General features: G+C 74.0%; 9 protein-coding genes. 3 read left to right on the top strand and 6 right to left on the bottom strand.

Features of this window, described 5'->3' with window-relative positions; translation table 11 throughout:
- The first annotated feature begins 175 nt into the window (after nucleotides 1-175).
- A complete protein-coding gene (locus tag ACFWRT_RS23955; protein WP_380950169.1) occupies nucleotides 176-1,090 on the top strand; it encodes a hypothetical protein in 915 nt (304 codons plus the stop codon).
- Here the strand turns inward: ACFWRT_RS23955 and ACFWRT_RS23950 are convergent.
- Nucleotides 1,080-2,909 (bottom strand): cell division protein PerM, encoded by a 1,830-nt coding sequence (locus ACFWRT_RS23950; protein WP_380950221.1) that lies wholly within the window; start codon nucleotides 2,907-2,909, stop codon nucleotides 1,080-1,082. The genes ACFWRT_RS23955 and ACFWRT_RS23950 overlap by 11 nt on opposite strands.
- Before the next feature lie 126 nt (nucleotides 2,910-3,035).
- Here ACFWRT_RS23950 and ACFWRT_RS23945 point away from each other — a divergent pair, with 126 nt between their 5' ends.
- Nucleotides 3,036-4,358: a helix-turn-helix domain-containing protein gene (locus tag ACFWRT_RS23945; RefSeq protein WP_380950168.1), complete on the top strand. Its 1,323-nt coding sequence runs from the start codon at nucleotides 3,036-3,038 to the stop codon at nucleotides 4,356-4,358.
- Nucleotides 4,359-4,496: 138 nt separating this feature from the next.
- Here the strand turns inward: ACFWRT_RS23945 and sucD are convergent, their stop codons facing one another.
- The 5 genes from sucD to ACFWRT_RS23920 form a co-directional block, all read right to left on the bottom strand.
- Nucleotides 4,497-5,381 carry a succinate--CoA ligase subunit alpha gene (gene sucD / locus ACFWRT_RS23940; protein ID WP_380950167.1) on the bottom strand — a complete coding sequence of 295 codons (885 nt, stop codon included), beginning with the start codon at nucleotides 5,379-5,381 and terminating at the stop codon, nucleotides 4,497-4,499.
- Nucleotides 5,382-5,400: 19 nt separating this feature from the next.
- Complete coding sequence (gene sucC, locus ACFWRT_RS23935; protein ID WP_161266163.1) at nucleotides 5,401-6,582, bottom strand: ADP-forming succinate--CoA ligase subunit beta; 1,182 nt, start codon at nucleotides 6,580-6,582, stop codon at nucleotides 5,401-5,403.
- 251 nt (nucleotides 6,583-6,833) lie between these two features.
- On the bottom strand, nucleotides 6,834-8,132 hold the full coding sequence (locus ACFWRT_RS23930; protein ID WP_380950166.1) for a VWA domain-containing protein: 1,299 nt from the start codon (nucleotides 8,130-8,132) through the stop codon (nucleotides 6,834-6,836).
- Entirely contained in the window at nucleotides 8,129-10,585 is a 2,457-nt protein-coding gene (locus ACFWRT_RS23925) for a DUF5682 family protein (protein WP_380950165.1), read from the bottom strand. The genes ACFWRT_RS23930 and ACFWRT_RS23925 overlap by 4 nt, the downstream gene beginning before the upstream one ends.
- Complete coding sequence (locus tag ACFWRT_RS23920) at nucleotides 10,582-11,772, bottom strand: ATP-binding protein (protein ID WP_380950164.1); 1,191 nt, start codon at nucleotides 11,770-11,772, stop codon at nucleotides 10,582-10,584. Before ACFWRT_RS23920 ends, ACFWRT_RS23925 begins: the two co-directional genes overlap by 4 nt.
- A gap of 152 nt (nucleotides 11,773-11,924) precedes the next feature.
- On the opposite strand from ACFWRT_RS23920, the gene ACFWRT_RS23915 reads away from it, so the two are divergent.
- Complete coding sequence (locus ACFWRT_RS23915; RefSeq protein ID WP_380950163.1) at nucleotides 11,925-13,409, top strand: SWIM zinc finger family protein; 1,485 nt, start codon at nucleotides 11,925-11,927, stop codon at nucleotides 13,407-13,409.
- The last annotated feature ends 36 nt before the right edge of the window (nucleotides 13,410-13,445 follow it).

The following is a 13,445-nucleotide window of genomic DNA, read 5'->3' as shown; positions in this document are numbered from 1 at the left end:
CGATACGGGGAACCCTACGAACGGGCCGACCGTCAGCAACGATACCGGCACACCGGGCGGCCCCCACGGGACGGGGGCCGGGCCGAGAGGTAGCGTCAGGGGACAGCGAGCCGTCCACCGGGCGGTCGAACCGTCCTTCGGACGGACATGACGAGATGGGGAAGACGTTCACCACATGCCGGACCGACGCCGTCGCACCGCCTTCCGCCTCCCGTCGCCCGCACGGGCCGCTCTGCTGATGCGGGAGCGCCAGTCCTCTTCGCCGGACTCCGGCCCGGAGTCGCCGGACTCCTCATCCGCCTCCGGTTCGCCTGGCTCTTCTGGCTCGTCTGGTTCGTCTGGTTCGTCGCCGGATGCTCCCGCGAAGCCGGCCGACGACAATCCGTTCGCCCCGCCGCCGGCCGGCCGGCCCGACCAGCCGTGGCAGCCGCGCCACCCCTCGGGCTCCAGCCCTGCGAACGGCAGCGACGACGAGGGCTCCGGCGGCCGCTCCTCCTGGGGCAGCCAGTGGAGCAACAAGCAGCCCGGACGGGGTGGCGGCGGCTTCGGCGGCCGTTCCGGTGCGAACGGCCCGGGCGGCAAGGGCGGGCCCGACGGCGGCCCCGCCGGGATGCGCTGGGACCCGACCGACCCCGTACAGCGGCGCGCCCGCTACGCGCTGCTCGGCGGTATCTGGTCCGTCTTCTTCGCGCTCTTCGACTTCACGGAGGTCGCGCTGCTGCTGGGCGCCCTCTCCGTGTACTGGGCGATCAGCTCGCTGCGCGCCGAGCCCAGGAGCCCGTCCGCGCCGGACCGGACGGCGGTGGGCGCGGCCACGGGCGCCGGAACTCCGGCCGTGGGCGACGGAGGTGCCGCGCCGGCGGCCACCCCGGCCCGGACCGGTGAGCGCCGCCCTCAGACCACGGCGGCCATCAGCGGGCTGGTGACCGCGCTGCTGGCCCTGATCATCGTGATCACGACGTACACCGTGCAGCTCGTCTACCGCGACTACTACACGTGCGTGAACGACGCCCTGACCAAGTCCGGCGCGGTGGCCTGCAACGACCAGTTGCCGAAGCCGCTGGAACCGCTCTTCGGCGTCAAGGAGTAGCGCCGTCCCGGCCGTCACCTGACTTCTCGTCAGCGAGGGCCGCGGGCGCCTTCTTCCCCGGCGCCTTCTTCCCCGGCGCCTCCTTCCCGGGCGTCCCCTTCGTGGACGTCTCCTTCCCGGGCGTCTCCCTCGCAGTCGTCTCCTCGGATCCCAGGGCGGCCGGGACGCGTGCGGGGAAGTCGGCCATCAGGCCGCCGGAGCCCCGCTTGAGGGAGGCCCACCGGGCCTCCCTCGTCTCTTTCTCGTGCCAGGGGTCGGTCGGCAGGAAGTCGTACGGTTCGAAACCCGGATCGTCCTCGGGCGCACCGCCCGCCGGGGCCGGCCCTCCGGCCACCGACCCGGCCGGGTCCTCCTGGGCGGTGCTGCCTCCGGGCGCGCCCGTGCGCCAGGGCGCCCACCAGCGGCGGGACTTCCCGGTCTCATCCGCTGCCTCCGCCTCCTCCCCCTCCGGCACCGCGTCCGCGTCCGCCCCGTTCCCGTCCGGCCCTTCTCGTACGTCCTCGTCGTCGGCGCCCTCGGCTCCCTCCGGCACGTCCGCGTCCCTGCGCCAGGCCCAGCCCCGTTCGCGCAGCCGCCACAGCCGCAGGAGCAGGGCAGCCGGTACGCCGATGCCCGCCGTCCACGCCAGCGCCGCCGGTCCCGCCAGCCACCACACGGGCCCGAACGCGGCGAGCGCCCCCGACCCCAGCGGGCCGCCCGCCACCGCCGCGAGCAGCGCCGTGACCGCTCCGCACCCCAGCGCGGCGAGGCCGGTCACCAGCGCCGTCTCGCGCGGGCTCCAGGCCTGCGCGCGGGGGGCGTCGGCGGGGGCCGCCCGGCGTACGGCGCACCAGGCGAGCGCCAGCGCGGCTACGGCCGGGACGGCGAGGGCCGCCCAGTTCAGCGGGGTGGCCGGGCCCTGGTCGGGGGCCGCCGCCAGCAGCGGGAAGTGGGGCACGGCCGGGGTCCCGGTGAGGCCCAGCGGGGTGGCCGTGGCCCCCGTACCGAGCGCGAAGCCGGGGCCGAGCCCGTACGCGGCGCCCCACAGCGCGGCGTTGGGCACCAGCGACACGGCGAGCAGCAGCACCGCCAGCCGCCCCGACCAGTCGCCGGAGAGCGCCAGGAAGGATTCCTGCGCCGCCACCGCGTTCCGCCCCAGGGCCACCGCCACCAGGAGCGCGCCCCCGCCGACCAGGACCGCGGTGCCGACCGCCGCCGCCCGGCACGCCGCCTCGGCCCGGTTGCGGAAGAGCGTCCGGGCGACGGCCTCCTGGAGCACCAGGGGCGACCAGGACGGCAGCGGCCCGAACGGTCGCCCCGCCGCCGTCCACACCCCGGCCGCCGCCGCACCGGCCACCACCAGCGCCACCGGGAACGCCAGCGTGTCCGGCACGACGCGCAGCGACCCGCCCCGCGCATAGGCCGCCGCGCCTGCCGCGACCAGCAGGTATCCGGCGGTCACCGCACAGAACGCGCCGGCCTGCGAGGGCCGTCGCCGCCCCTCCTCCGGCTCCGCCGCATCGCGCGCCGCCCGGTGCGCCAGCCAGACGGGGCCCGCCACGAGGAGGAGCGGGACCACGCCGACCGGCGCCGGGACTCCGCTGAGGGTGTCAGGGCGGACGAGTTCGGCGCCGTGCGCGAGGAGCCAGACCGCGGCCGCCGCGCGCAGCGCGCCGCCGGGTCCGCTGTCCGGGTACGGGGAGCTGATCCAGAGCACCGTCACCAGCACGGCCAGCGAACCGAGACCCAGCCCGGCGGCGGCCACGCCCCGCAGAAAGGCGGAGGCCAGGGCGAGGGTCCTGGTCCGTTCGGGCGGCAACATCGGGCTGCGTTCGGTCATTTGGGTCACGTCGCCCATGCTCCCAACGACACGCGCTTATCTCGCGTAACGCGCGAAGAGCCGCCGTGTCGCTCAATATACGTTTATGTACTTTTTCACCCAGTGCAGTGCTGCCGGGGGTCGTCCATGACCCGGAGCACCACCGACGAGGTCGCCGCACCACCGCTGCCCTCCTCCCCCAAGGAGCGCCGCAGACTGCGCGAGGCGAAGTCGCTGAGCGAGGAGCAGGTGGCGGCAGCCGTGGGCGTGACACGTGCCACCGTGCGCTCCTGGGAGACGGGGCGCACGAGCCCGCGCGGCCGCAAGCGCGCGCTGTACGCGAAGCTCATCGCGCCGGACCCGAGGCCGGAGTCGAAGCCGGAGTCGAAGCGGAGACGGAAGCCGAAGCCGCCTCCCGCGCCCCTTCCCGTGACAGGGCCCGAGCCCGCGTCCGTGATCGCGGCCGAGCGCGCTCCGGTGGCCCCTCCGGTGAGCGCGCCCGTGGCCCCTCCGGTGAGCGCGCCCGAGCCTGAGCCGGCCGGCGCGCCCGAGCCCGAGCCCGCGAGCGCGTCGACGGCGCCGGACGCCTCGTCACCTCCCGTACCGGCGGCTCCTCCCCCGCCCCCCGAGCCGGAGCCCGCCACCCCCCGGCTCTCCCCCGACGAGGCGTTCGACGCGCTGTACGCCCACGCCGCCCCCGGCCTCGTACGGCAGACCTACCTCCTGACCGGCCGCCGCAGCCTGGCCCGGGAGTCCGTCGAGCGGGCCTTCCAACTGGCCTGGCACCGCTGGCCCGAGGTGGCCGTGGACCGGGACCCGGTCGGCTGGGTGCGCGCGGCGGCGTACGAGTACGCGATGTCCCCCTGGCACCGGCTGCGCCGCGTCCACCGGCACCCGGACGAACCGCCCACCGAACCGGCCCGGCGGGCCCTGTTCGAGGCGCTGCTCGACCTCCCCCCGGCCTACCGGCGCACCCTGCTCCTCTACGACGGGGTCGGCCTGGACCTGCCGGAGACGGCGGCCGAGACGGAGGCGTCCACTCCGGCGGCGGCCGGGCGGCTGGAGGTGGCCCGGGCCGCCGTCGCCGAGCGGGTGCCCGAACTGGCGGCCGCCGCCTCGCCCGCCGAACAGTCCGAGCTGCTCCACGACCGGCTCGGCGGACTCGCCCGCGCCGAACACGTCCCGGCGCCGCTGCCCGCCCGCACCGTGCGCACCGGCAGCGAGAACAAGGCGCGGCTCTGGACCCGGGCCGCCATCGCCTTCGCCGCCCTGCTCATCGGGGCGACCGCGCTGACCCTGCACACGGCGCCCACGCACTACGAGCAGCCCCTCTCGCCCCCCGAACGGGTCGGGGGCGTACCGCCGCGCGGCGGTCCGCAGAAGCTGACGCCGCAGGACCTGAAGCTGCAGAAGTCGCTGAAGGAGCAGTTGGCCCACGGCCCGGAGCGGCTGGTGCCGCGTATTCCTTGACCTGCGGATCGACCTGCGGATCGACCTGCGGAACGACGTGCGGAACGACCTGCGGAAACGCCGAACGGCGCGGGCCCGCACCCCTGGTCTGGAGGGGGTGCGGGCCCGCGCCGTTCACGCGTGGTGCGGCTGCCTGGCTCAGGCGCCGAGGATCTCGCGCGCCAGCTTGGCGGTCTCGGTCGGCGTCTTGCCGACCTTCACGCCGGCGGCCTCAAGGGCCTCCTTCTTCGCCTGGGCGGTGCCGGAGGAGCCGGAGACGATGGCGCCCGCGTGGCCCATGGTCTTGCCCTCGGGGGCGGTGAAGCCCGCGACGTAGCCGACGACCGGCTTCGTGACGTTCTTCGCGATGAAGTCGGCGGCACGCTCCTCGGCGTCGCCGCCGATCTCGCCGATCATCACGATGAGGTCGGTCTCGGGGTCGGCCTCGAACGCCGCGAGGGCGTCGATGTGCGTCGTACCGATGACCGGGTCGCCACCGATGCCGACGGCGGAGGAGAAGCCGATGTCACGGAGCTCGTACATCATCTGGTAGGTCAGCGTGCCGGACTTGGACACGAGACCGATGCGGCCGGGCTTGGTGATGTCGCCCGGGATGATGCCGGCGTTGGACTGGCCGGGGGTGATGAGACCCGGGCAGTTCGGGCCGATGATCCGGGTCTTGTTGCCCTTCTCGTTCGCGTACGCCCAGAAGGCGGCGGAGTCGTGAACGGCGATGCCCTCGGTGATGACGACCGCGAGCGGGATCTCGGCGTCGATCGCCTCGACGACGGCGGCCTTGGAGAACGCCGGCGGCACGAAGAGGACGGAGACGTTGGCGCCCGTCTTCTCCATCGCTTCCTTGACGGAGCCGAAGACCGGTACGTCGGTGCCGTCGAAGTCGACGGACGTGCCCGCCTTGCGCGGGTTCACGCCACCGACGATGTTGGTGCCGTCGGCCAGCATGAGCTTGGTGTGCTTCATGCCCGTGGCGCCGGTCATCCCCTGGACGATGACCTTGCTGTCCTTGGTGAGGAAGATAGCCATGGTGTGGAGTCCCTCGTCCTTACTTCGCAGCCGCGGCGAGCTCGGCGGCCTTGTCGGCCGCGCCGTCCATGGTGTCCACGCGCTGCACGAGCGGGTGGTTGGCGTCGGAGAGGATCTTGCGACCGAGCTCCGCGTTGTTGCCGTCGAGACGCACGACCAGCGGCTTCTCGACCTTCTCGCCCTTGGACTCGAGCAGCGCGAGCGCCTGCACGATGCCGTTGGCGACCTCGTCGCACGCGGTGATGCCACCGAAGACGTTGACGAAGACGGACTTGACGTCCGGGTCGCCGAGGATGATCTCCAGGCCGTTCGCCATGACCTCGGCGGAGGCGCCGCCACCGATGTCGAGGAAGTTGGCGGGCTTCACGCTGCCGTGGTTCTCACCGGCGTACGCGACGACGTCCAGGGTCGACATGACCAGACCGGCACCGTTACCGATGATGCCGACCTCACCGTCGAGCTTGACGTAGTTGAGGTTCTTGGCCTTGGCGGCAGCCTCGAGCGGGTTGGCTGCGGCCTTGTCCTCGAGCGCCTCGTGGTCGGGCTGGCGGAAGTCGGCGTTCTCGTCGAGCGAGACCTTGCCGTCCAAGGCCAGGATCCGGCCGTCCTTGGTCTTCACCAGCGGGTTCACCTCGACGAGGAGCGCGTCCTCGGCGACGAAGGTGTCCCACAGCGTCACCAGGACCTCGGCGACCTTCTCGGCCACCTCGGCCGGGAACTTCGCCTGGGCCACGATCTCGCGGGCCTTGACGATGTCCACGCCGGAATTGGAGTCGACCGGGACCTTCGCGAGGGCCTCGGGGGTCTTCTCCGCGACCTCCTCGATGTCCATGCCGCCCTGCACCGAGGCCATGGCCAGGAAGGTGCGGTTGGTGCGGTCCAGGAGGTACGAGACGTAGTACTCCGCCTCGATCTCCGGCGACAGCTCGGCGATCATCACCTTGTGGACCGTGTGGCCCTTGATGTCCATGCCGAGGATGTCGGTCGCCCGGGCGACCGCCTCGTCGGCGTCGGCGGCGAGCTTGACGCCACCGGCCTTGCCGCGGCCGCCGACCTTCACCTGCGCCTTGACGACCGACTTGCCGCCCAGCTTCTCGGTCGCCTCGCGGGCCGCCTCAGGCGTGTCGATGACTTCACCGGCCAGCACCGGTACACCGTGCTTGGCGAAGAGGTCCCTCGCCTGGTACTCGAACAGGTCCACGCGCGTCCGTCCCTTTTCAGTGGTATCGCGGTTCGTTCTTCTGCGTGGGCAGTGCCGCGAAGGGCAACGTGACTGCTCTGTCACTAGGGAGGCGCACACGGTGTCCGAGTACGCGGCATGTCCATCCGGCAGGTTATCCCCGCACTCCGTGTGACCCTAAATCGCAGATCACACCTGAGCGGTGATAACGGTCACAGAGGGTGCCGGACGGGCGTGTCCCGTGGTGCGTCCGCGGGAGGCTCTTCGCGCGTCTACGCCCCGGCCTCCTTGTCCGGTATGGGCAGCGGCCGCTTCTCGATCGCGGCGGCCATGACGTCCGGGAAGAGGTCCGGCGTACAGGCGAACGCGGGGGCGCCCAGCGCGCCGAGTGCTGCGGCGTGCTCGTGGTCGTAGGCGGGGGCGCCCTCGTCGGAGAGGGCGAGCAGGGTCACGAACTGCACGCCGGACGCCTTCATCGCCGCGACCCGCTTGAGCATCTCGTCGCGGATGCCGCCCTCGTACAGGTCGCTGATGAGGACGACGACGGTGTCCGCGGGCCGGGTGATCTGCGACTGGCAGTAGGCGAGCGCCCGGTTGATGTCGGTGCCGCCGCCGAGCTGGGTGCCGAAGAGGACGTCGACCGGGTCGTCGAGCTGGTCGGTGAGGTCGACGACCGCCGTGTCGAAGACGACGAGGCGGGTGTCGAGGGTGCGCATGGAGGCGAGGACCGCGCCGAAGACCGAGGCGTAGACGACGGAGGCGGCCATCGAACCGGACTGGTCGATGCAGAGGATGACGTCCTTCTTCACCGACTGCGACGCCCGGCCGTAGCCGATGAGGCGCTCAGGGACGACCGTGCCGGTGTCCGGGCCGCCGTCCGCGCCCGGGACGGTCAGGTAGTTCTTCAGGTTGGCACGGATCGTGCGGTCCCAGTCGATGTCCCGGTGGCGCGGCCGGCTGATCCGCGCGGAGCGGTCCAGGGCCCCGGTGAGGGTGGCCCGGGTGCGGCTCTCCAGCCGCTTCTCCAAGTCGTCGACGACCTTGCGGACGACGGCCCGCGCGGTCTCCTTGGTCGTCTCGGGCATGGCCTTGTTGAGGGAGAGCAGGGTGCCGACGAGATGGACGTCCGCCTCGACGGCCTCCAGCATCTCCGGCTCCAGGAGCAGCGCGGAGAGGCCGAGCCGGTCGATCGCGTCGTGCTGCATGACCTGGACGACGGAGCTGGGGAAGTACGTACGGATGTCGCCGAGCCAGCGGGCGACCGAGGGGGCGGACGCGCCGAGCCCGGCCGAACGTCCGCCGCCGCCCCGGCCGCCGGGCTTCTTCCCGCCGCCCCCGCCGTACAGCGCGTTCAGTGCGCCGTCCATCGCGACGTCCTGGCCGGTGAGGGTGCAGCCGGTGCTCTCCGCGCTGTCCCCGCCGAGCACCATGCGCCAGCGCCGCATCCGCTCGCCGTCGGCGGGGGGCGCCGAGGGCTGTGCCGTCGCTGTCTCCGTGTCCACCGTCTTCCCCGTTCGGTCGTGGTCGTGTGTCGCGTGCCGGGTGGCGTGCCGGGTGGTGTGTGCGGTCATGCGGTCGCCTCCGCCGGTACGGGGGTGCGGCCGAGGAGCAGGTGCAGCACCGGCTCCACCGCGTCGGCTCGTTCCTGGTCGAGGCCGGGGCCGAAGCCCGGGTACGCGTGGTCCGTGCCGTCGTTCCGGGCGCCCTCGGGGACGGGGCCGCGCCGGACCAGCTCGCCGAGGGTGCGGCGTACGCCCGGTTCGTAGGCGGAGAACGTACGGCGCAGGAGCGGCAGCACGTCGGTGAACGTGTCGGCGGGGACGCCGGTGAGCCACGCGTCGACCAGGGAGAGCAGCCGCTCGTCGTGGACCAGCAGCATGCCGCCGCCGGACGCCCCGCCGACGAACCCCTCGATCCAGGCCGCCGCGTCGGTGGGCGGGGTGCCGGGCGAGAGGGCCAGGCCCATCAGCCGGGCCGCCTCGTCCTCGGTCAGCCGCCCCTCGTCGAGGAGCAGCCGGGTGGCCCGGCCCCGGATGATCCCGGCGACCGTGTCCCGGCCGGCCAGCTTGCGCAGGACCGTGGCCCAGCGGTCGCGGAGGCCGTGGGCGGGGGTGGCGGTGGCTTCGGTCGTGGCGGCGTCGGCTTCGGCTTCGGCTTCGGCGGGCTTGGCGCCGGCGGCGAGCAGGCCGATCGCGCTGTGGACCCCGTCCACCTGGCGGCGCAGTGCCTCGGCCCCGTCCGCGTCGAGGCCGGTGCAGGCCGGGGGCAGGGCGACACAGATCCGCTCGGCCAGTCCGGCGGCGACCTCGGCGAGCGCGGCCGTGTCGGTGGAGCGCACGTCCCCGTAGCGCAGGGAGCGGGCGAGGGCGGGGAGGGCGTCGGCGAGGTGGCCGACGTCCGCGTCGAGTGCGGCACGGTCGGCGAGGGCCTTCATCACGACGGGCAGCGCCTCGGGCAGTCCGGCCAGGAGGCAGTGTTCGGCGAGGGCGGTGACCTCGGAGAGCGCGGTCGCCGCGAGCGCCTGGGACTCGGCCTTCGCCGTGGCGGCGGTGGCGACCGTGGTGCCCCAGACCCCGGCCTCGGCGACCCGGACGTGGAGCTCGGGCTCCCAGCGCAGCCGCCAGCTCTCCCGGAAGGTGCCGGTGCTGCCGCGGCCCTGGGCCGGTTCACCCCAGCCGATGGAGAGGAGGCGCAGCCGGTGCAGGAGGCGGCTCCTGGCCGCGTCGGTCTCCTTGCGCAGGTCGAGGTCCAGCTCCCGCTCCAGGGCCTCCGGCTTGAGCCTCAGGGTGCGCTGGCTGCGGGTCAGGTCGCGCTGGAGCGGGACGGCGGGGGCGCTGTCGGGCACCTCGCCGAGGGTCTCACCGACGACGAGGCGATCCTGGATGAGCGCGAGCGGTATGTCGGAGCCCTCGCACATCACGGCCCGTACCGCGTCGGTGGTCTCGCTCAGTCCGGCCAGCGGGCGGCCCCGCATCGCGGCGAGCGTCTCGGCGAGCCGGACGGCCTCGATGACATGGGCGGTGGAGACGAACCGGTCCTCCTCGCGGAGCAGCCCTGCGACCTTCGTCATCCAGCGCTCGATCGGCCGGTCGGCGGCGCCGAAGAGGTGCCCGTACCAGCCGGGTGAGTCGATCCCGGCACCGTAACCGCTGTGCCGGGCGAGCCTGCGGTGGGTCCACGGCACCCACGTCATCTCGGCCTTGACCTTGGGGAGCCCCTTGAGGAGGGCGCGGTCGGCGGCGAGGGTGGTGCGGGCGGCGAGCGCGGGGACGTGCCAGGCGCCGCAGACGACGGCGAGGCCGTCCCCGAACTCCTTGCGCGCGGTACGCAGTTGGATCCGCATGTACGCCTCGCGTACGGCGTCCCGGGGGTGCCCGCCGTCCCCATAGGCCTCGCGCAGGGCCGTCATGGCCTCCGCGAGCGCGGTGAACGGGGCGAGCGCGTCGGCGGTGGCGTCGGCGGCCGGTGAGCGGTGCTCGACGACATCCTCCCACCAACGCTCGGGGTCGTCGTATCCGGCGGTCTCGGCGAGCGCGCGGATCGGGTCGACGGCGGGGGTGACCGCCTCGCCCACGGGGGCCTCAGGAGCGGGTGCGGTCTCCTGGCCGGGCTGTTCGCCGGGCTGTTCGCCGGGGTGTTCTCCGGTCCGGTCCCCGTGGGGCTCCTTCAGGGCGAGGGAGTGGGTGGCGGGGAGGTCGATGAAGCGGACCGGGACGTCGTGGGCGAGGGCCCAGCGGATCGCCACCCACTCCGGCGAGAACTCGGCCAGCGGCCAGAAGGCGGCCCGCCCCGGGTCGTCCACGGAATGGGCGAGCAGCGCGACGGGCGGGCGCATCTGCGGGTCGGCGGCGAGCGGCAGCAGCGCGTCGCCCTCCGGCGGCCCCTCGATGAGCACGGCGGCCGGCCGGGCGGCGTCGAGCGCGGCGAGGACCGCGCGGGCGGAGCCGGGCCCGTGGTGCCGCACGCCCAGCAGCAGCGGCCCGGCGACGGCAGGGGCTGTGCCTGTAGTGGTCCGGTCGCTCATACGGAGACCTCACGGCAGGCGCGGTAGAAGTCCTTCCAGCCGTCCCGCTCGCGCACCACGGTCTCCAGATACTCCTGCCAGACCACGCGGTCGGCTGCCGGGTCCCGGACGACCGCGCCGAGAATGCCCGCGGCGACATCGCCGGGGCGCAGGATGCCGTCGCCGAAGTGGGCGGCGAGGGCGAGGCCGTTGGTGACGACGGAGATCGCCTCGGCCGTGGAGAGCGTGCCCGAGGGCGACTTGAGCTTGGTGCGCCCGTCGGTGGTGACACCGTCACGCAGCTCCCGGAAGACCGTCACCACGCGGCGGATCTCGGCGAGCCCCTCGGGTGCGGCGGGCAGGTCGAGCGAGCGGCCGATCTGGTCCACGCGCCGGGAGACGATGTCGACCTCGGCGTCGGGCGTCGCGGGCAGCGGCAGGACGACGGTGTTGAACCGGCGGCGCAGCGCGCTGGAGAGCTCGTTGACGCCCCGGTCGCGGTCGTTGGCCGTGGCGATGACGTTGAAGCCGCGGACGGCCTGGACCTCCTGTCCCAGCTCGGGGATGGGGAGGGTCTTCTCGGAGAGGATCGTGATGAGCGAGTCCTGCACATCGGCGGGGATGCGGGTCAGCTCCTCGACCCGGGCGGTCATGCCGTCCGCCATGGCCCGCATGAGCGGGCTGGGCACCAGCGCGTCGCGGCTGGGGCCGTGCGCCAGCAGTTGGGCGTAGTTCCACCCGTAGCGGACGGCCTCCTCCGGGGTGCCGGCGGTGCCCTGCACGAGCAGGGTGGAGTCGCCGCTGACGGCGGCGGCCAGATGCTCGGACACCCAGGTCTTGGCGGTCCCGGGGACACCGAGCAGGAGCAGCGCGCGGTCGGTGGCCAGGGTGGTCACGGCCACCTCGATCAGCCGGCGCGGGCCCACGTACTTCGGTGTGATCACCGTGCCGTCGGGCAGTGTCCCGCCCTGGAGATAGGTGGCGACGGCCCAGGGCGAGAGGCGCCAACGGGCGGGCCTGGGGCGGTCGTCGGCGGCGGCGAGCGCCTTCAGCTCATCGGCGAACGCGTCCTCGGCGTGCGGGCGCAGGGCCTCGGCGCCGGACGTCTCGGCGCCGGACGCCTCGCCGATGGCGGCCGAGGTGGCGGTGGCCGAGGTGGCGGTGGCGCTCGCAGTGGTGGCGGTGGTGGTGGTTTCGGGCACGGTCATGGATCCCCCTCCAGATCGTCGACAGATTCGGTCGACCTGACGTGGTTCCCACCGTGCACCATGCCACTGACAACGGGCCTCCCGACCGCTCCCACCAGGGCTTTGATCGCAGGTCAGGGGGATTGTCAGTGGTGCCGCCTACCGTCGTTCCCATGCTGCTATCTCACGGGGGAGAACCCTTGCCCGCCACGGAATCGGTGGCGCGCTGGACGGTGGAGCAGGTGCTGTCCCTGGCGCCTGACGACGCATCACGCAAGGCGGGGAACAAGCTGGCCACGGCCGGACACTGGTCGGGCGCCGGCTTCGACGGATCGGGGGCGGTGTGGGGGCTGTGCAAGGGGAGCGGGAGCAAGCCGTATCAGACGGTGGTCGACACCACGGGCCCCGCGTACACGTGCAGTTGTCCGAGCCGCAAGTTCCCCTGCAAGCACGCGCTGGGGCTGCTGCTGCTCCGCGCCTCCGGCGACGGCGCGGTCCCGCAGGGTGAGCCGGCCGACTGGGCCGCGCAGTGGCTCACGGCCCGCCGGGGGCGGGCGGAGGCCAAGCAGGCCAAGCGGGACACCGCCGTGAGCGGAGAGGCGGCGCCCGGCCCCGCCGACAACGCGGCCGCCAGGAAGCGGGCGGAGCGCCGGGCGGAACGCGTCACCTCGGGGGCGCTGGAGCTGGAGCAGCGCCTGACGGATCTGCTGCGGGGCGGGCTCGCCACCGCCGATCGCGCGGGGTACGCCCTGTGGGAGGAGACCGCCGCCCGCATGGTCGACGCCCAGGCGCCCGGACTGGCGGGCCGGGTAAGGGAGTTGGGTGCGATACCCGGTTCCGGGCCGGGCTGGCCGGTGCGGCTGCTGGAGGAGTGCGGCCTGCTGCATCTGCTGGACACGGCCTGGCTGGGCCGGGAGCGGCTGCCGGACCCGCTGGCCGCCACGGTGCGTACGCGGGTGGGGCTGCCCATGTCCGCCGAGGGCCCGCCGCTGCGCGACCACTGGCTGGTCCTCGCGCAGTACGACACCCCGGACGGCCGGCTCACCACGCGGCGGATCTGGCTGTACGGAAGGGAGTCGGGCCGCACGGCCCTGCTGCTCTCCTTCGGCGCCATGGGCCGCGCCCCGGAGCTCGCGCTGCCGGTGGGCGTCACGATCGACGCCGAGCTCACGCCGTACCCGGGCGGCGGACTCCGGGCCGATCTGGGACGGCAGTTCGCCCCGCCTGCCGCGGCGCCGGGCACCCCGGTGCCGGGTTCACCGCCGCCGGGTTCACCCCCGCCGGGCGGGTCCACCGCGACCGCCCTCGCGGCGTACGGGGAGGCGCTGCGGGGCGACCCCTGGCTCGACGCCTGGCCGGTCACCCTGCGGGGCGTCATACCCGTGCCGTCCGAGGGCGGCTGGCAACTGGCCGACGCGGAGGGCGCGTCCGCGCTGCCCCTCTCCTCGGCGGCACAGTCCCGTCCGGGGCTGTGGAAGCTCGTCGCGCTCTCCGGCGGCGGACCGGTCACGGTCTTCGGCGAGCTGGGCCACCGCGGCTTCGACCCGTTCGCGGCCTGGGACGCGGGGGGTACGGGGGGCGAGAACGGGCGCGAGCCCGGGGCCGGGCCGGTGTCCGGGGCCGCGGATGTCACCGACGGGGTCGTACGGCTCATCTGAGCTGTACGGGCCACCGCCCGCCCTTCCGACCTGCGC

The sequence above is a fragment of the Streptomyces cyaneofuscatus genome, from assembly GCF_042718795.1.
GTDB lineage: Bacteria > Actinomycetota > Actinomycetes > Streptomycetales > Streptomycetaceae > Streptomyces > Streptomyces cyaneofuscatus_A.
The sequence above is the reverse complement of the archived record's forward strand: the minus strand, read 5'-3'. Positions and strand labels throughout refer to the sequence as shown.

Coding starts and splice junctions, on each gene's coding strand:
- ACFWRT_RS23945 (WP_380950168.1), top strand. CDS start 3,036: ATGACCCGGAGCACCACCGACGAGGTCGCCGCACCACCGCTGCCCTCC.
- sucD (WP_380950167.1), bottom strand. CDS start 5,381: ATGGCTATCTTCCTCACCAAGGACAGCAAGGTCATCGTCCAGGGGATG.
- ACFWRT_RS23915 (WP_380950163.1), top strand. CDS start 11,925: ATGCTGCTATCTCACGGGGGAGAACCCTTGCCCGCCACGGAATCGGTG.
- ACFWRT_RS23955 (WP_380950169.1), top strand. CDS start 176: ATGCCGGACCGACGCCGTCGCACCGCCTTCCGCCTCCCGTCGCCCGCA.
- ACFWRT_RS23950 (WP_380950221.1), bottom strand. CDS start 2,909: ATGACCGAACGCAGCCCGATGTTGCCGCCCGAACGGACCAGGACCCTC.
- ACFWRT_RS23920 (WP_380950164.1), bottom strand. CDS start 11,772: ATGACCGTGCCCGAAACCACCACCACCGCCACCACTGCGAGCGCCACC.
- ACFWRT_RS23925 (WP_380950165.1), bottom strand. CDS start 10,585: ATGAGCGACCGGACCACTACAGGCACAGCCCCTGCCGTCGCCGGGCCG.
- ACFWRT_RS23930 (WP_380950166.1), bottom strand. CDS start 8,132: ATGACCGCACACACCACCCGGCACGCCACCCGGCACGCGACACACGAC.